Here is a 17165-nt window from a genome sequence, read left to right on the forward strand (position 1 = left end):
ATAATTCAAAGCAATCTGAATCCCGGGATTTAAAAATTATACAACTTTGAGCAGCTTAATAGCGTCTTAGTGTAAGATGAATAATAATTACAATAATATCATAAGAAGGGAAAAACAAGATGAACTTATTAGCAAGGAAGCTACAGCTGTTTAGTTTGGCTGTTTGTTCTACTTTTATGGCTGTTACGTCAGTCCCACAAGTGATAAGCGCGGATCCCTCATCCGCGAAGCTGAGTGGAATTAAGGAGATTGTTGCCACTTCTGGATTTTGGGGAGGCAGCTCCTTCGCACTGGGGACTGACGGAACCGTATGGTCTTGGGGGAGCAATGTTTTTGGACAATTTGCAAATGGAACTGCAGGTCCTGAAGGGTGGACGATTACTCCCCATAGCATAGCAGCGCTTGATCGTACGAAGCAGTTAGAGATCGGTGGAATTTATTATGTTGCGCTGAACGAAGACGGGACGGTTAAAGCTTGGGGAGATTACCGGGATAAGAATGCTATAGAAGCAGGCAATGGGGTAAGCGCTAAACAGCAGAAGGTGCTGCTTCCTCAGGTTATCTCTGGGATGACCGATGTAGTCAGTATAGCTTCAGGCATGCACAATACCTTAGCTTTGAGAAAGGATGGAAGCGTACTCCAGTGGAATCCTCCAGAAATCACTGATGTAGGTTTTACAGTGTTGCCTGCTGCTACCAAGGTTCAGGGTTTAAGTGAGGTAATGTGGGTCGGTAACAGTGACTATCAGGCCGCAATTCGCACCAACGGTACTCTTTGGATTTGGAGCGCTAACCCGCAAATAGAGAATACAAAAGCGGTGAAGAAGCCGACCCCAGTCAAGGATTTATACCATGTGAAGTCCGTTTCTATGAACTGGAGGAGTATACTGGCGTTAACTGAGACTGGAAGTGTCTGGGCAACGGTTGACAGCAATAATTATAACGAAATCATGATGAAGAAGATGCCAGGTCTTACGGATATTGTATCTGTTCAGACGAAAAATGGGTTCAATCTTGTTGCCAATAAAAAAGGAGAATACTGGGTATGGAAAGCTGGCACTTTATTGCAAGGTCTGCAAAAGATCACAGTCATAAAGCCGATCTCCAAACTTACGCTGGATTTAGGTGGCTTTGTAGCTGTTAAAAAAGATGGCACCGTGTGGACTTGGAGTACCCAATCATCAACCGACAGTAAATGGGTCTTTACTAAACCTAAACAAATCAAAGGCTTGAGCAATCCGATTTCTTTTGCCACGGGGGAAAATAGTAAATATGCAGTTTTGAAGGATGGAACAGCAGTAGCTTGGGGGACGAATATGTTTGGTCAACTTGGAATCAGTGCGCTTGATTCACGTCCTTTTACTGTATCTCCTATCTTGAAGCCTGTTACTGTAATCGTGGATGGGAAGAAGATCGACTCCGCACAGTCTGCTATATTCTTGGATGGAAGTGTAAGAGTACCGATCAGGGAAGTGGCGGAAAATCTGGGCTACACCCTCTCATGGGACGGAGATATGACGTTCTCGAAAGAAGGCAAGAAAATCATCTTTAAAGAGGGAGCCATTAAAGTAAGTTATGCATCACTTGTTCCAGCGGCAGCTTTGGCTAAGGCACTAGGTGTTACTGCAGAGTGGAATAGTAAACTGTACCAATTAACGATACAAACAAAAAGATGACTTTCATTTAACACTTATTTTAATATTCTGATGTACAATAAGTGAATTATCTCAATTGAACCATAATAACCAGTCTGGAGTGATAGGTATGGCTTTTACAATATGTGTGTTCGCCGGTTCGAATCCAGGTCTTAATTCAGAATATACAGAAATGGCTAGAGAGTTGGGTTATCATATAGCTGCACAAGGTTGTAGGCTGGTTTATGGAGGTTCAAGAAATGGCCTGATGGGACAGGTGGCAGACGGAGTGTTGGCAAATGGTGGTGAAGTCGTCGGTATCATGCCAGTGGATCTTTTTAAAGATGAAATCAGGCATTCTGGGCTAACGAATCTGATTGAGGTCTCTAGTATGCATGAACGAAAGGCCGTTATGAGCGGTATGGCTGATGCGTTTATTGCCCTGCCGGGTGGTCTCGGAACCTTTGATGAGTTATTTGAAATTCTATGCTGGATGCAGATTGGGATTCATCAGAAGCCTATAGGGCTGCTGAATATAAGAGGCTATTTTAGTCCATTACTAGCCATGATCACTCATAGTGTAAGTGAAGGGTTTGCTCCAAAAAATGCGTTGAAAATGTTAGATATGAACTCTGATCCCGAATATTTGCTTGAACTGATGAGAGGTCAAGTTGATCATAGTAGTAAAGAAAAGGGGAAAGCAAGGTTCCCGTCACAACGTTAGATTCTAGGTTTCCACTGCTGTAGGGAGCCAATGAACGGTTTACACAATAAGGACGCAAACACTTAACGGTGATTTCGTCCTTATTGTTATTTTTTAAGAAAATCACTCATTAATAGGGGGAAGGTTTATGATTCAAAAATTAGGTTTTGCGATTGACGACCGTTTGTTAATTATTAATGCCGACGATTTTGGAATAACTAAAGGAACTAATGAAGCTATTGTTAACTTATTTGAAGAAAAAGCTATAACGTCCACATCTATTATGATCCCTTGCCCAGACTCAAATGAAGCAATGGAGATTGTCAATAGTAAAGGGATAAAGAATATTGGAATTCATCTAACTTTAACAAGCGGCGAGAAACATCTGTATCAACCAGTATTCAAAGAAAGAAATTTAAATAGTTTAATTACGGCGGAAGGATATTTTCATCAAGATGCCACTCTTCTGGAAAGAAACGCTGCTGCTAATGAGGTTAAATTAGAGATGGAATCGCAAATCCAAAGTGCAATTGTACAAGGCATTGATCCAACTCATCTGGATAGTCATGGTGGAAGCATTATGGGGTTATTCACAGGGCGAGATTTTATAGAAATAACATTTGATTTATGTGAAAAGTACCAATTACCCTTTAATTTACCTAGTAGGATCTTAGACCAACCATTCTTTAATAATGATCAATTGAGATTGTTTCAAAAAAGAATTTCTTCAGCAAAAGAGAGGGGGATTTTATTAATCGATGATATAGTTTCTCTTCCATATTGTTTTAACCCCACTGCTGAGTACAGCAAAATGAAAAGGAGATTAACTGATCTATTAAAGAATCTAAAACCTGGAGTAACCCAGTTAACTATACATCCTTCTAAAAAAACAGAGCAGTTAATAGCGATAACGGAATGTTATACAGAAAGAGAATTGGAGTATCTTCTACTAAATGATATTGAAATTAAGCAAGTGATTACTAATGAGCAAATCAAACTTATTTCGTGGAGAGACATTCGTGATTTACAAAGAGGTATTTAGCGCATTGCAAAAAGGGATCATTAAAATTTGTTTAAACAGAAAGTCATAAAAGTGATTAAACTTTGGAGAAGCTGGGTAAGTAACCATATGCAATTAAGCGAAAATAGAAATTTCAGGAACGACACGGAAGGAGGTTAGAATTCAATGAATGTGATGGTACATAATCTTATGGCTTACAATCATCAGTTTTTTAGACCTCAGCCCGTGGTCAATCCTAAACAAGAGAGAGCTAATAAGAAGAAGCAGAGTTTTCAGGAAGTCTTGAATGAAAAAATGAAAGTGTATGGCACATACAAAAATATTAAGTAAGAGCTACTACATATGTCTGCTGAAAAAAGCCGGAACGCATTGATCCCAAGGGTCAGTGTGTTCCGGCTTTTTTTAGGGTCTAACCTCATAAAATTGGCAACTCTTACGAGCGTAATAAGTCAGATCGCTAACCCTCGACTGAATAACTACATCAGAATCGGTGAAGCGGACAACAGTGGCCCCTGAATTCACCAAATGATCGTCCTGAAATACACGAACAGGTAGTTTGCGGTCAACGGCTTCTTGGAAATCGCTGTCTGTTAGCAGCGGGCGGTTAATTGGCATAAGTATTTAACTCCTTTTGATCATTAATGAAGTTAGAAATAAAAATAGTATACCTGTGGAAGCATGAGAAATCCAATATAAATGAAGCTGACGAACATTCTATGAGCAGCACATTTGGACAAAATTCTATACGCCCATCTCAGACATAACATAGTTATGAATGTATTAAGGGGGTCTAGATATGCATTGGCTTTCCATCATCATTATTGGGTTGGCTTCAAATTTGGATAACTTAGGAATAGGCGTTTCCTTTGGCGCTAGGTCCACAAGAATTACAACATTTTCTAATCTGATTATTGCTGTTCTGTCGATGCTGGCTACATATATCTCAATAACTTCAGGTGAGTATGTGTCAGAATATTTTACTGAAGCGAATGGAAATGCCATTGGAGGGTGCTTGATTCTGTTTATGGGAATCTGGAGTATTAGAGCTGTGCATAAAAAACCAACTTCAAATGTAAGCATGGATATAGAGAGCAACGTCCTCAGCACATCTTCTACAGATACTGGCTATCGTCATGTTTTAAAATGGCAAGAATCGATTTGGCTTGGTGTGGCGTTGGCTATAAACTGCATTGCTACAGGCTTTGGAGCAGGGATCAGCGGCGTGAACGCAACATTCACAGCGATCTCAGTGGGTGCCTTTTCGTTTATCACTGTTGCTGCTGGAATGAAAATCGGGAATCGAATGTCCAAAACTTGGCTAGGTAAACATTCTGATCTTATCGGTGGATTGTTATTAGTAGGCATAGGTCTGTATGAAATATTGATTTAAGGAAGGTCAAAGATACGAAGTAAATGTTTAAGACCACATTCAATTGAATGTGGTTTGTTAGCAACGATTTTTGAACGCTTGCTGGAAAATCTAACGAAAACAATCACAAACCGTTAATCGTGGAACTCATATCGACGGCATTGTAGATGTAGTTAGCTGCAGCGGTACATTCGTAGTCTCTTAACAATGTCCTACCCTATCACCCGGTTTTTGGATATACTTGGTATATTAATATATTGGAGGTCAGACATTGAAAAAGAAGATTATCGAAACTTTAGGGCATAATGCTACCGATGACAGCGCGCAAGCTACAGAGCTGGAGAAGAGGCATGAATAGAAAAACACTTTATTTGATGCTCCTAGTCATATCTTTATCAGCATGTTCTTCAAATGTGCAGAATACACCACCGGAACCCACGAAATCACCCGAAGAAGTCAATAAAGCATTATCTGGTCTGATTGAGGAGAGGGATGAGTTTGGAGAATTCTCAGTCTATTATGCACAAACAACCATTGATAACATAGACAAGAATGATTTTTACGTTTATTTCATAAAAAACGAAGAAGGTATTGTCTCAAATCTTCATTATGTGGTTGATTATATAGGTAATCGTCAGATTGACACAAAGTGGATTGAGATTAGAGCAGATGATGAAGTTTTTGAAGTTACTAATAATGCGGGAATTCTAATAAAGAAATCATTTTCTTATAGTACTGTACGTGAAGTTTATGAAGATACTGTTTATCTTAAAGATTTAAAGATGATAAAGGCGATGGCTAATGCCGAGAAAACAATTGTGCGATTGACAGGATTGGGTTTATACCAGGAAGACATAGTACTGAGTAAACGTCAGAAACAGGCCATGCTAAACGTTCTCAGAGCCTATAAAAACGCTGGTGGGGAAAACAAATTTTATGGTAATGAACTTTGAGTCCTCTTATGAGGGCTTTTTTTAATTGAATCAGAAGTATTTCCACCATAAATCGGAAGTTTGCCTCCTCAAAAAAAGAATATAAACCCTGTACACTAAATCTTGTAAGAGAAACCTTTGAAAGGGGTACAGGGGAATGAATAAAGTAAAACACTTGGCGCTTTCGTTAGTCGCTATCATGCTTGTAGGTTCACTGGCAGCATGCGGAGGCAACAACGCCGAGAATAATGCATCGAGTAAAAATACAGGTAACAACGCAGCAAGCACAAGTGAACCTGCAAAAGACGAGGGTACTGAGCCTGCTGAGAAAATCGAACTTTCTTTCTGGACACTCGGTAACGTGAACTACGAGGATCTAGCGAAAGAGTACACGAAGGAACATCCAAACGTTACGATCAAGGTTCAAAATACCGGTGACCAAACGGCTCACCATAATAATTTGACCACTGCTTTATCGGCGGGGTCGGGCGCACCAGATATTTTCCAACTTGAAATCGGTTTCATGGAGCGTTTTATCAATGCACAGGATAAATTCTATAACCTGAATGATCTCGGAGCCAAAGATATTCAAGCGAACTATCTGGATTGGAAATGGAAACAAGCCTCTTCCGTAGATGGAAGCTTCCAGCTGGGTCTTCCTACAGATATCGGTCCAACGGTTGTGTATTACAGAACAGATTTGGCTGAAGAAGCGGGATTGCCAAGTGACTCCGAGGGATTCGGCGCAGCGATTGATACTTGGGACAAGTTCGCAGCTGTAGCCAAAGCTTTCAAGGAAAAGACAGGCAAACCTTTTGTAGACCTTACTGATCTTACATTTAACGCATTACGTGACCAATCTGCGGATGAAATCTATTTCAGCAAAGCGGATGGCAGCTTTATCGGAGACACCAATCCGCAAGTTCGCAAAGCTTATGATTTCACAGTTAAAGGTATCCAAGAAGGCTGGATCAGCAATGTGATGCTCTGGTCTCCCGAATGGGGCCAAGGCATGAACGACGGATCATTTGCAGTGGTTATGGGACCTGCTTGGATGGCAGGGAATGTTAAGAGTAATGCTCCAGACTCCACTGGCAAATGGAAAATCGCGCAGCTTCCAGAAGGTGCTGGTAACTGGGGTGGTTCGTTCCTGACACTCCCTAAAGAAGGTAAGCATTCCAAAGAAGCTTATGACTTTATCGCATGGATGGATAACAAGGATAATCAACTGGAATCATTCAAAACAAAAGGTTTGATGCCTTCCATTCCAGCACTGTACGAAGATCCGGCATTCGTAGATTTCAAAGATGAATTCTTCGGTGGACAACAAACAGCTGTTGAATTTGGTAAAGCTGCTAATCGTGTAAAACCTGTATACTACGGTCCTCTTCATGACCAAACCGATACCTTCTTCAAAAATGCACTGAAAAATGTGCTGGAGAAAAAGGCTGATCCGGCTAAAGAGTGGGATGAAGCTGTAAAACAAGCGAAAACACTGGCTGAACGCAGTTAAGACTTCTAATAAAAGCACTCTATTTCTAGAAGGTCCGGATTCATGGAGAACGGTATTCTCTATGAATTCGGATTTATCTCGCATAAACGCTTAGCGTCCTTATAGAGACGCGGAAGACGTTTTTGCTTAATACGTTAGATTACCTGGAGGTGTGACATGGCTGAGCCTGTTATTTCGAGTCCGCATGCCGAGAGCAAGCGCCCGTTTTTAACTGAACAAAGAAGGAGCCGCATCACCGCTTATACTTTCATTTCTCCTTTTTTTATTCTGTTCTCGATATTTGGACTATATCCGATCTTCTTTACGATCTACCTCTCATTCTTTAAATGGGATGCCTTGAATCCTATGAAATTCGTAGGAATGAAAAATTATGAATTGGTCACAAGCGACCCTACCTTTTGGATTTCTTTTAGCAACACCTTAATTATGGGACTGCTCGGAACTGTTCCACAGATCCTATTGGCGCTTTTGATTGCCGTATTGTTGAATTCGGGGATGACTCGTTTCAAGAAAACGTTCCGTGTTCTCTTTTTCATGCCCAATATTACGTCTATCGTTGCGGTTACCCTGGTGTTTAGTACGCTGTTTGGGAACAACGGGATGATCAACTGGATGCTCAGTGGTTTAGGGCTTGATAGTGTGGCCTTCAACTCTGGCTGGTGGGGGGTCAAAATCGCGATCTCAACCATGGTGATGTGGCGCTGGACAGGGTATAATGCCATTATTTTTCTATCAGGACTTCAAAGTATTCCGACGGATTTGTATGAAGCAGCCCGTATTGATGGAGCGAACAGAAGGCAACAATTAACCTTCATTACATTGCCATTACTGAAACCGTTCATCGTATTTGTCACTTTGCTCTCGACTATAGGCGCCCTGCAGCTGTTCACTGAGCCTTATGTATTCTTAGGACAATCAGGAACGGGATCTACACGTCAGGAAGGCATCACTATGGTTACCTATTTGTACAGCGAGGCATTCCGCAATGGATTCTTCGGTACGGCGGCGGCTACGGCAGTCCTGCTGTTTGTGGTCACGATTATATTTTCTGTCCTTAATATGCTGGTTTCAAGCCGCATGGGTGGAGATACAGGAGGGGGTAAAGCGTGAGTACTGTGCGTCTATTAAAAAAAGATCCGGATGATCTTGGGATTTTCGGCAAAGTAGGATTTTATCTCATTCTGATTCTTGGTGCACTCGTGTCCATCTTTCCTTTTTACTGGATGTTTGTAGTTGGCACAAATGATAGGGGCGCAGTATTCCATGTCCCCCCTTTGCTTACGGTTGGGAACCAGTTTTTTGATAATTTCCAGCGGGTTCTGGATAAAACGGATTTCTTCCAAGCCCTTGGAAACTCATTATTCGTCTCGTCTATGGTAACCATATCGGTCGTATTTTTCTGTACACTGGCTGGTTATGCTTTTGCTAAATATGAATTCCCGTTTAAAAATATTCTATTTTACTTTGTTATTGCCACTCTATTTGTACCCCAGCAGCTTGGTGTGTTACCTACTTATGTAATTATGGCCAAGCTCCACTGGATCGACTCTTTCAAGGCGCTGATTGTTCCTGCAATGGTTAATGCCTTTGGGATCTTTTGGATGCGGCAGTATATCTCTACAGCTGTACATACGGAACTGATCGAAGCTGGACGGATTGATGGCGGAGGACATTTCCGGATCTTCTGGAACATCGCCATTCCAGTTATCACTCCAGCTATGGCAACTCTAGGCATACTGAATTTTATGACCGTATGGAATGACTTCTTCTGGCCTTTGGTCGTGTTAAAGAACCAAGAACATTTTACAATACAAATCGCGCTCCAGCAGTTATTCTCCAATCGCGACGGTCTGGATTATGGAATGATCATGTCAGCTACGTTTACGGCGACCTTGCCACTGCTGATCGTCTTCCTGTTATTTAGTCGTTGGGTAATTGCAGGACTAACCTCAGGAGCTATTAAGAGCTGATTTTACTTTTAACATTTACAAGGGAATGGGCGGTTTCGTGAAGAATACTAGAGGACAGAGACAGCAGGGGGAAGGGGAATACCATGAAGCTCCGCCGTAAAATCTTGTTCGCTATTATTCTTCTCGTCTTTATTCCAGTGATTCTGATGGGGATTGTTACTTACGTTAACTTCTCTAACGCTATGGAGAAAAAATCAAGTAACTTCTACTGGGTTTCACTACTCGAAACGGATCGAAAGCTCAAATTCGCCCTTAGTGAGATCTCCTCGATCTCAAATTCTGCGATCACACAACCGGTTATTCAACAATCGCTAAAGCAGACTAACTTTGTGCTCACCTATGATCGCAAGCAGGAACTCAACAATTTACTCATTAATCACCCGATGATTACTTCATTTAGTTTATATAGTAAAGATCGGTTGCTTTATCAATACAATGCGCCGATGTCCTTTGAGGAGATGAAGAAGCAGAGCTGGTTTCATACTATGGAAAGTGCTGAGGGTCGCCCTGTATGGTCAGGACCTGGTGAGAACGGTTCGGCGTTATCGGGCCATCCGGTACTTGTGCAAGCCAGAGTAATCAAAGATTATTATTCTCTTGAAGATATAGGCTATTTGGTCGTTAATGTTAAACCTGATTTACTGGATCAGATTTTCTGGGAGGCAGCAACTCTTAAGAAGGGTGATATTCTGCTGGTGAACAAGCTGGGGAATATCGTTTTTAACAAATCCGGTGAACATATTGGGCAGCGCACGCAGTTCCCTTTTTTAGAAAATGATTATGCCAAGGAACAAAACTATTACATCGACAACTATCAGGGGGAAAAATCACTCATAACCTTCCTTCCTTCACATAATAAAGACTGGTATTTGGCAGCGATTACACCGATGAATCTAATCTCTTCGGAATCTATATCTATTCGTAATATTGCGATTATTTTGAGTACGGTTTCATTGTTATCCGCCATTTTGTTTGACCGATATTTTGTTAGAAGGCTCGTTTATAGCATTAACAGCGCGGTCAACGGGATGAAACGGGTGAAGCAGGGGATTTTTACACCTATCACTACACGTTATCGTGCGGATGATGAAAGTGATTTTCTGATTGATGGCTTTAACCGGATGAGCACACAGATCAACGAGTTGATTGTGCAAGTGCAGACGGAGCAGGGTCGCAAAAAGGAAGCGGAAATGAAGGCATTAATGGCGCAGATTAATCCTCATTTTATTTATAATTCATTAGAATCGATTAATTCGATGGCCGTGCTGCAAGGTAATAAAGATATTAGTAAAATGGTCATTTCACTCGGCAAGCTGCTGCGAATCAGTATTAGTCAGAATCAAGAGCTGATACCTCTGCAAATGGAGTTTGAACATGTTCGCCATTATCTGGATATTCAAAAGTTTCGTTTCGAGGATAAATTCTCGTATATTATAAATCTTCCTGAGAATCTTAGAACGTTTATGACTCAAAAGCTGATTGTTCAGCCCATTGTAGAGAATGCATTGTACCATGCGATTGAGCCGATGGAGGACCCTGGAATCATAGAAATCACAGCCTATGAAATGGGTACGGATATGATCATTATCGTAAAAGATAACGGTCCGGGCTTCGACTTAGCCAAGATGATGAATCTATGGGATAACGAGGGAGGCGGCCAGAAGAAATATAGTGACAGTGGCGTAGGGCTTAAGAATGTTCATGAGCGCCTGAATATCCGATTCGGCAGTCCATATGGCTTACTTGTGTGTTCATCCCCTGGATTTGGTTCAACGATTCGAATTCGTATACCAAAAATACTGCCATAATCGATCATACAGAGGAAACAGGGGGAGATTGACATGAAGTGGTTATTGAAGTGGGGCTGGATGTGGATATATCTAGTGCTGATATCTGGCGCTGTTCTATTTATTACTTTAGGAGATCACGAACCGATTGAAGATAACTCACCAGAAAAAATAACGCTGACCTTCCGTCATTTCTGGATCAAAGAGCATGATCGGCCACTATTGGCTATCTTTGAAGAGATCGTGGATAAATACCAAATTGCGCATCCGAATGTGAAGGTCAATTTTGAAGGACTAGACCAGACGATTCACCGTGAACAAAAACTGAAAAGCGAAATGGTTACTGGCACGCCACCAGATATGTTTGTCTTATTTGGTGGAGCTGAAATAGAGCCGTACGTGCGCTCCAATCGGCTGGTTGATCTGACTGATTTTGTCCGAGAAAACGGTCTAACCAATCAATTCAAGGATCTGCATCTATGGACCTTTGACAACCATATTTATGGATTGCCCATCGAAGGAAACGCTGAACCACTGTATTTCAATAAGACTATTTTCAACAAGCTTGGTCTCGGGGCGCCTACAACGCTTCAAGAACTCGATGATGTCATACTGGGGCTCAAGGCTGGAGGATATATTCCGTTTGCACTCGGGAACGAGGATCGCTGGCCAGCCGGGATCTTTGCACATTATTTAATGGATCGTTATGCTGGCTCCGAGCTGATTCAGAAGCTAATTACAGGTGAAGATCAAGCGAGCTTTCAGAATGAGTCCTATTTAAAGGCTTTTGAGCATTTGGATCAATGGATAAAAGAAGGTGCCTTTAGCACCCAGTCTAATGATCTCTCAACTGAAAATGCAGTCGGTTTGTTTACAAGTGGCAAGGCTGCGATGTATTTAAACGGGAACTGGGATATCAATTTATTTTCTGGTAGTGCGGCTCCAGCTGATTTTCAGAATGAGGTAGGCGTTATTCCATTTCCTGCCTTGAAGCAAGGAGAGGAGCCTTCGATTGCGGGGGGATATACCATCGGCATCGGTCTTTCCTCCGAACTTAATGGAGCTAAACGGGAAGCCGCTTTGGATCTTATGAAGGCTTTTTACACGCAGGAAGTTCAGACCCGAATTGTATATGAAGGACTGAGAATTCCATCCATTCGTATTGCTTTTGATCCGGAGAAGACCGGTCCGGTATTCGCGCAAGTGATGGAAATGATGGAAGTGAACCGCAAGAGCTTTGTGCCTTACGATAACGTATTATCACCTGAAGTTAAGAAAATGTTCCTAAGTGTCATCGAAAAAATGATTAACGAAGAAATGTCTGCAGATCACGCTTTAAAGCTAGTGCAGGCATCATCGATGGAATACTGGAATCTGATCCAAAACTCAAGTGTTCAATAAGCATGGAGGTGCTGGAATGGATGAGATAGAAGAGAAATATAAAGTACTGCTCGTAGATGATGAGCCGATAATTCTTCGTAGTCTAAAAGTAGCTATTCCATGGGATGATCTCCAGATGGAAATTGTGGGAGAGGCTCGAAATGGAGAACTAGCCCTCCGCTTAATAGAAGAAACTACACCGCATATTATAATCAGCGATATCCGTATGCCTGTGATTGACGGAATCACTTTGATGAAGGAAGTATTACCAAAGAATTCTAAGCTGGTATTTATCTTTATAAGTGGTTATGGGGAGTTCGAATATGCGAGAGAAGCTTTGCGTCAGGGAGCCTTTGATTATTTGCTGAAGCCCATCGACCATGACGAACTGGTTGAAATGCTATACCGAGCGAAAACGAGGCTGGATGAGCAAAAAGAGAACGATCAGATGATGCATTCCGTTCAGATGCTGTCGATGCTAGCTCGTGAACGGATGTTTGCTGAAATTACTTTGGGAAATGCAAGGCCGCTTGAGCACCTGAAATGGCTGGAGAACAGTGAACTTGAGAGTGGATATTTCATGGCTGTTGTCCAATTGGATGATTATTCTGTGCTTACTGGGCAGTGGAGTGTGGAAGAAAAGCGGCTGTGGCTGTTTGCGATCCGTAATATTGTTGAAGAGTGGTCTCTGGAACATGGAGTACTTACAGTCTTTCCTTTTCATAACGGGGAGTGGATATTGCTCTTTCCTGGATCTTTAAGCGCGAGCAGAAGAGAACTAGGTGAACATTTAATTACAGGGATCAAAAGATACTCCAAGCTAAGCTGCTCTGTAGGAATCAGCCGCTGTACACAAGGGATTGATCAATTAAGTACGGTGTATCCATTGGCTGCGAAGGCTTTGTATCAACGTTTCTATTATGGTCTTGCCGGGGTGTATATAGATGAGGAAACAACCTTCGCAGACAATACAGAAGTGAAATATCCAAAAGAGCTGGAGACCTCGTTGATAGAGAGTATTCGTACCTTGAATAGAAACCAAATGTCATCATTGTTTGATGAGTTGGCATTATATATTGAGGCTCAAGCTATTCCTAAAGAGATAGCAGAACGTCTTCTTGTGGAAATGGTTGTTGTGTTATACAGACATTTTGAACATTTGAATCTAAATTCGGATTGGTCTCTACATGGATTACTAAGTAAGCTGCACCATTTGGTTACCTTGAGTGAAATGATGTCTGCGTTGAAGGAAGAATTTGGGGAGCGATTGGATCAAGGTAGTAAACCTGTGAATCGGGAAGACACACGCAGTTCCATCGAGAAGACGAAACGTTATATCGAGAGTAATTACTATAAAGACTTAAGTATTGAAGAAGTATCGGAGCTTGCCGATCTTAGTGTCAGTCATTTTTGTACTTTATTTAAACAAATAACAGGCTATACGTTCTTGGAGTATGTGACTCACTGTCGAATGGAGAAGGCGAAGGATATATTGCAAAGTAGTAATGTGAAGGTATATCAGATCGCTCCACTAGTTGGTTATCAGGATCCACGATATTTTACTCAAGTCTTTAAAAAAGCTAGCGGTCAGACGCCTACGGAATATCGTGAAGAGCATACGAGGCAGGTTAATTAACGAAGAAGTACACGGATTGCATAGCAAAAGGGGGAAAATAGGGCATAAGTATGACATTTATCATACCCTTTACTTGATGTTTATGACTTATAGGATGACACTTTATCTCCTATACTTAGGATAGATAAAAAGATCCTTAGCCAGACACATCAAGGAGGAAACGATAAAGATGACTACAAAACAGACATCACAGCTCTCCAGTCTTAAAAAAAGTGTAGCCCCTTACGAAAAAAACGACCGCAACGCGAGCATAAGACAGCTCATTAATACTTTAGGGCCACTTGTGCTGTTATGGGGCGGAGCTTATTTCTCTTTATCCGTTTCCTACTGGCTCACCCTTTTGTTGGCCATTCCTGCAGCAGGATTTGTAATCCGAACTTTTATTATTTTCCATGACTGCACACATGGTTCGTTCTTTAAAAATCGTAGAGCGAATGACATTATCGGAACGATTACAGGTGTACTTACACTTGTTCCTTATCGGCAGTGGAAGCATAGTCATTCCATTCATCACGCCAGCTCCAGTAACCTCGATAAAAGAGGGATTGGTGACATATGGATTATGACTGTCGATGAATATGAAGCAGCTTCATCCTGGAAACGTCTGTATTACCGGATTTATCGTAATCCACTCGTGATGTTCGGTTTAGGACCTATTGCTGTTTTTATGATTCAATATCGCTTTAATGCTAAAGGCGCTAGACGTAAAGAACGGATGAATACCTATTTAACAAATGTATCTATCGCAGCTCTCTACGGATTGCTTATTTGGGCGATCGGCTGGCAAGCCTTTATCATGGTGCAATTGCCAATAGCCTTTGTATCCGGTTTTCTCGGAATATGGTTGTTCTATGTTCAGCATCAGTTCGAGGATTCCTACTTCGAGAATGAATCGGAGTGGAGTTATGTTATGGCTGCAGTAGAGGGAAGCTCATATTACAAGCTACCTAAGCTATTGCAATGGATCACAGGGAACATCGGGTTCCACCATGTCCATCATTTAAGTCCAAAGGTACCCAACTATAATTTAGAAAAAGCACATAATGCTACGCCACCATTGCAAAAGGCGACGACCATAACGCTTAGCACTAGCCTGAAGGCTCTACACTTCCGTCTTTGGGATGAGGAGAATAAGTGCTTCATCAGCTTTAAAGAGGTAAAGTCGAGACTAAGCAAACCTAAGGTAGCGGGAGAAGTCCTGCAAGTTCATAAGACTAGACTCCAAGGAGAATAATAACTATAGGTTCGAACAAAATAGGATTATATAGAAAGGTTAGAGCCGGAGAAATCATTCGTGGCTCTAATCTTTTTCTATTTATCGTAGTGGTTCAACAGATTTTCACTGAATTTGTGATAGAATAAGGAGAGTAATGTATGGAAAAAAGGAGAGCGGTCATGCAAAAGTGGCATCATATTTTTCATAAAAGCACAGGTCTCAGCCCTTATGTGTGGGTCGTTTTTTACATTCTACCGTTTTATTTTATTTTTCGCTCCTCCTCTACCTACCAAGTAGTTTGGGGAATCTTGATGATTGCTGTATTTTTTGTTTGTTACGTGCTTTCCTTTGTTTCTAAGGGGTGGCTGGTTTATTTCTGGACGAGTGTTCAAATATTAGTGTCTATAACGATGACGCTTTTGTTCGGATATATGTATTTTGCACTTTTTCTAGCCTTTTTTATCGGGAACATACAGAATCGAGTGGGGTTCTTCACACTGTACTCCATACATCTGTTAACTACGATCATTACAATCAATTATGAGCTGCTCTCGCGTAATTCAGTGTTTATTAGCCAGCTTCCGTTCGTCCTTGTTAGCATGATTGCAGTGATTCTTCTACCCATCACTACCTACAACCGTAACAATCAAGAGAAGCTGCAAGACCAATTGGAGGACGCCAATAAACGGATATCCGAACTCGTTAAGCTTGAAGAACGACAACGGATTTCGCGAGATCTTCATGATACATTAGGTCAGAAGCTTTCATTAATTGGTCTGAAGAGTGATTTGGCAGGAAAGCTAATCGACTCTAATCCTACCCAAGCAAAAGCAGAGATCAATGATGTTCGACAAACGGCGAGAAGTGCGCTGAAAGAGGTTCGTGAGATGGTTACGCGAATGCGTGGCATTCGGCTTGAAGATGAACTGATTCATATTCAGCAGTTCCTTGCGGCTGCGGAGATTGATTATATGCTGGAGGGGAACCCGAAGCTAACAAATACATCATTGATTACGGAGAATGTCCTCAGCATGTGTATAAAGGAAGCTGTCACTAATGTTGTGAAGCACAGCGGGGCAAAGTCTTGCTCTATTCTGATTGAACCTTCACGGACGGATCTAGTCATTAAAGTAAAAGATGATGGGACCGGTATACCTGGGAATGACCTTTATTTTAAAGGCCATGGCCTGCAAGGCATGAGAGAGCGTCTTGAATTCGTAAATGGCTGTATGGACATCGTGAGAGATAGCGGGACTACAATTGTAATTAAAGTACCCAATGCATTCAAACATCAGGAACAGGAGGTTATCCTATAATGATTAAAATTGTAATCGCTGAGGATCAACGAATGCTCCTCGGGGCGTTGGCTTCTTTGCTCGATTTAGAAGAGGATATGAAGGTCGTAGGCCGAGCAAGTAACGGGGAAGAAGCTGTTGCAATGGTTCAGCAGCTTAAACCGGATATCTGTATTATGGATATTGAGATGCCGGCAATGAGTGGTCTCGACGCTGCAGAAGCCCTGAAGACTAGCGGCTGCAAAACGATGATATTAACGACCTTTGCCCGGGCGGGATATTTCGAACGTGCGCTCAAAGCGGGTGTTCATGCTTATTTACTGAAGGACAGTCCTAGTGAAGAGCTGGCACTCTCTATCCGGAATGTTATGGCAGGCAGACGCATGTATGCACCGGAGCTGATGGATGAAGCCTACAGTGGTGAAGTTAATCCATTGACTCAGCGGGAGAAGGAAGTACTCGGCCTGATCGCCGATGGCAAAAATACGAAAGAAATTGCCAGCGAGCTGTACATTACCACTGGTACGGTTCGGAACTACATTTCTGTTATCCTCGATAAGCTGGATGTGGGAAATCGGATTGAAGCGATCACTCGATTTAAGGAAAAAGGCTGGTTTAAATGAAAATATTAAATTTTTTAATGTTATTTTGATGTTAACACTCGCCAAATGTTCTCGACCCGTATATCATTAATTATCGGCCTATTATT

16 protein-coding genes are annotated in these 17165 nt (G+C 41.7%); 15 read left to right on the forward strand and 1 reads right to left on the reverse strand.

The genetic code is table 11. From position 1 onward, the window contains the following. Positions 1-119: 119 nt before the first annotated feature. The 4 genes from MKY99_RS12170 (at position 120) to MKY99_RS12185 (ending at position 3688) form a co-directional block, all read left to right on the forward strand. Positions 120-1676, forward strand: a complete 1557-nt coding sequence (locus MKY99_RS12170; protein ID WP_339270713.1) for a stalk domain-containing protein — start codon at positions 120-122, stop codon at positions 1674-1676. 88 nt (positions 1677-1764) lie between these two features. After that, positions 1765-2358: a TIGR00730 family Rossman fold protein gene (locus MKY99_RS12175; RefSeq protein ID WP_339270715.1), complete on the forward strand. Its 594-nt coding sequence runs from the start codon at positions 1765-1767 to the stop codon at positions 2356-2358. 127 nt (positions 2359-2485) lie between these two features. Next, the gene (locus MKY99_RS12180; protein WP_339270717.1) at positions 2486-3379 is read left to right on the forward strand and encodes a polysaccharide deacetylase family protein; all 894 of its coding nucleotides are present in this window, start codon (positions 2486-2488) and stop codon (positions 3377-3379) included. Positions 3380-3523: 144 nt separating this feature from the next. Beyond that, positions 3524-3688, forward strand: a complete 165-nt coding sequence (locus MKY99_RS12185) for a hypothetical protein (protein WP_179085705.1) — start codon at positions 3524-3526, stop codon at positions 3686-3688. A 72-nt stretch (positions 3689-3760) separates the two neighbouring features. Here MKY99_RS12185 and MKY99_RS12190 read toward each other — a convergent pair whose 3' ends face one another. Beyond that, positions 3761-3973: a hypothetical protein gene (locus tag MKY99_RS12190; RefSeq protein ID WP_042187476.1), complete on the reverse strand. Its 213-nt coding sequence runs from the start codon at positions 3971-3973 to the stop codon at positions 3761-3763. Between the two features lie 181 nt (positions 3974-4154). Between MKY99_RS12190 and MKY99_RS12195 the strand changes: the two genes are divergently transcribed. The 11 genes from MKY99_RS12195 to MKY99_RS12245 all read left to right on the forward strand — a co-directional run bounded on the left by MKY99_RS12195 (position 4155) and on the right by MKY99_RS12245 (position 17079). Further along, a complete protein-coding gene (locus MKY99_RS12195; RefSeq protein ID WP_339270720.1) occupies positions 4155-4748 on the forward strand; it encodes a manganese efflux pump in 594 nt (197 codons plus the stop codon). 329 nt (positions 4749-5077) lie between these two features. Next, entirely contained in the window at positions 5078-5680 is a 603-nt protein-coding gene (locus MKY99_RS12200) for a hypothetical protein (RefSeq protein WP_339270721.1), read from the forward strand. Positions 5681-5816: 136 nt separating this feature from the next. Further along, complete coding sequence (locus tag MKY99_RS12205; RefSeq protein ID WP_042187481.1) at positions 5817-7172, forward strand: extracellular solute-binding protein; 1356 nt, start codon at positions 5817-5819, stop codon at positions 7170-7172. Positions 7173-7328: 156 nt separating this feature from the next. Next, complete coding sequence (locus MKY99_RS12210; protein ID WP_042187483.1) at positions 7329-8282, forward strand: sugar ABC transporter permease; 954 nt, start codon at positions 7329-7331, stop codon at positions 8280-8282. Next, entirely contained in the window at positions 8279-9142 is an 864-nt protein-coding gene (locus tag MKY99_RS12215; RefSeq protein ID WP_094868591.1) for a carbohydrate ABC transporter permease, read from the forward strand. Before MKY99_RS12210 ends, MKY99_RS12215 begins: the two co-directional genes overlap by 4 nt. 83 nt (positions 9143-9225) lie before the next feature. After that, positions 9226-10950, forward strand: coding sequence for a sensor histidine kinase (locus tag MKY99_RS12220; protein WP_339270722.1), 1725 nt, complete (start codon positions 9226-9228; stop codon positions 10948-10950). Between the two features lie 33 nt (positions 10951-10983). Continuing rightward, positions 10984-12330, forward strand: a complete 1347-nt coding sequence (locus MKY99_RS12225; protein WP_339270724.1) for an extracellular solute-binding protein — start codon at positions 10984-10986, stop codon at positions 12328-12330. 16 nt (positions 12331-12346) lie between these two features. Beyond that, on the forward strand, positions 12347-13945 hold the full coding sequence (locus MKY99_RS12230) for a response regulator (RefSeq protein ID WP_339270726.1): 1599 nt from the start codon (positions 12347-12349) through the stop codon (positions 13943-13945). A 169-nt stretch (positions 13946-14114) separates the two neighbouring features. Then, entirely contained in the window at positions 14115-15179 is a 1065-nt protein-coding gene (locus MKY99_RS12235) for a fatty acid desaturase (RefSeq protein WP_042187494.1), read from the forward strand. Positions 15180-15340: 161 nt separating this feature from the next. Beyond that, entirely contained in the window at positions 15341-16477 is a 1137-nt protein-coding gene (locus MKY99_RS12240; RefSeq protein WP_339271607.1) for a sensor histidine kinase, read from the forward strand. Then, entirely contained in the window at positions 16477-17079 is a 603-nt protein-coding gene (locus tag MKY99_RS12245) for a response regulator transcription factor (protein ID WP_042187498.1), read from the forward strand. The genes MKY99_RS12240 and MKY99_RS12245 overlap by 1 nt, the downstream gene beginning before the upstream one ends. Positions 17080-17165: the final 86 nt, after the last annotated feature.

This window comes from Paenibacillus sp. FSL R5-0470, from assembly GCF_037975205.1.
Lineage (GTDB): Bacteria > Bacillota > Bacilli > Paenibacillales > Paenibacillaceae > Paenibacillus_AQ.

Excerpts from the sequence above, each read along its gene's own strand:
- MKY99_RS12245 (WP_042187498.1), top strand. The coding sequence starts at position 16,477 with ATGATTAAAATTGTAATCGCTGAGGATCAACGAATGCTCCTCGGGGCG.
- MKY99_RS12190 (WP_042187476.1), bottom strand. The coding sequence starts at position 3,973 with ATGCCAATTAACCGCCCGCTGCTAACAGACAGCGATTTCCAAGAAGCC.
- MKY99_RS12180 (WP_339270717.1), top strand. The coding sequence starts at position 2,486 with ATGATTCAAAAATTAGGTTTTGCGATTGACGACCGTTTGTTAATTATT.
- MKY99_RS12200 (WP_339270721.1), top strand. The coding sequence starts at position 5,078 with ATGAATAGAAAAACACTTTATTTGATGCTCCTAGTCATATCTTTATCA.
- MKY99_RS12175 (WP_339270715.1), top strand. The coding sequence starts at position 1,765 with ATGGCTTTTACAATATGTGTGTTCGCCGGTTCGAATCCAGGTCTTAAT.
- MKY99_RS12225 (WP_339270724.1), top strand. The coding sequence starts at position 10,984 with ATGAAGTGGTTATTGAAGTGGGGCTGGATGTGGATATATCTAGTGCTG.
- MKY99_RS12195 (WP_339270720.1), top strand. The coding sequence starts at position 4,155 with ATGCATTGGCTTTCCATCATCATTATTGGGTTGGCTTCAAATTTGGAT.
- MKY99_RS12240 (WP_339271607.1), top strand. The coding sequence starts at position 15,341 with ATGCAAAAGTGGCATCATATTTTTCATAAAAGCACAGGTCTCAGCCCT.
- MKY99_RS12235 (WP_042187494.1), top strand. The coding sequence starts at position 14,115 with ATGACTACAAAACAGACATCACAGCTCTCCAGTCTTAAAAAAAGTGTA.
- MKY99_RS12185 (WP_179085705.1), top strand. The coding sequence starts at position 3,524 with ATGAATGTGATGGTACATAATCTTATGGCTTACAATCATCAGTTTTTT.
- MKY99_RS12205 (WP_042187481.1), top strand. The coding sequence starts at position 5,817 with ATGAATAAAGTAAAACACTTGGCGCTTTCGTTAGTCGCTATCATGCTT.
- MKY99_RS12220 (WP_339270722.1), top strand. The coding sequence starts at position 9,226 with ATGAAGCTCCGCCGTAAAATCTTGTTCGCTATTATTCTTCTCGTCTTT.
- MKY99_RS12170 (WP_339270713.1), top strand. The coding sequence starts at position 120 with ATGAACTTATTAGCAAGGAAGCTACAGCTGTTTAGTTTGGCTGTTTGT.
- MKY99_RS12230 (WP_339270726.1), top strand. The coding sequence starts at position 12,347 with ATGGATGAGATAGAAGAGAAATATAAAGTACTGCTCGTAGATGATGAG.
- MKY99_RS12210 (WP_042187483.1), top strand. The coding sequence starts at position 7,329 with ATGGCTGAGCCTGTTATTTCGAGTCCGCATGCCGAGAGCAAGCGCCCG.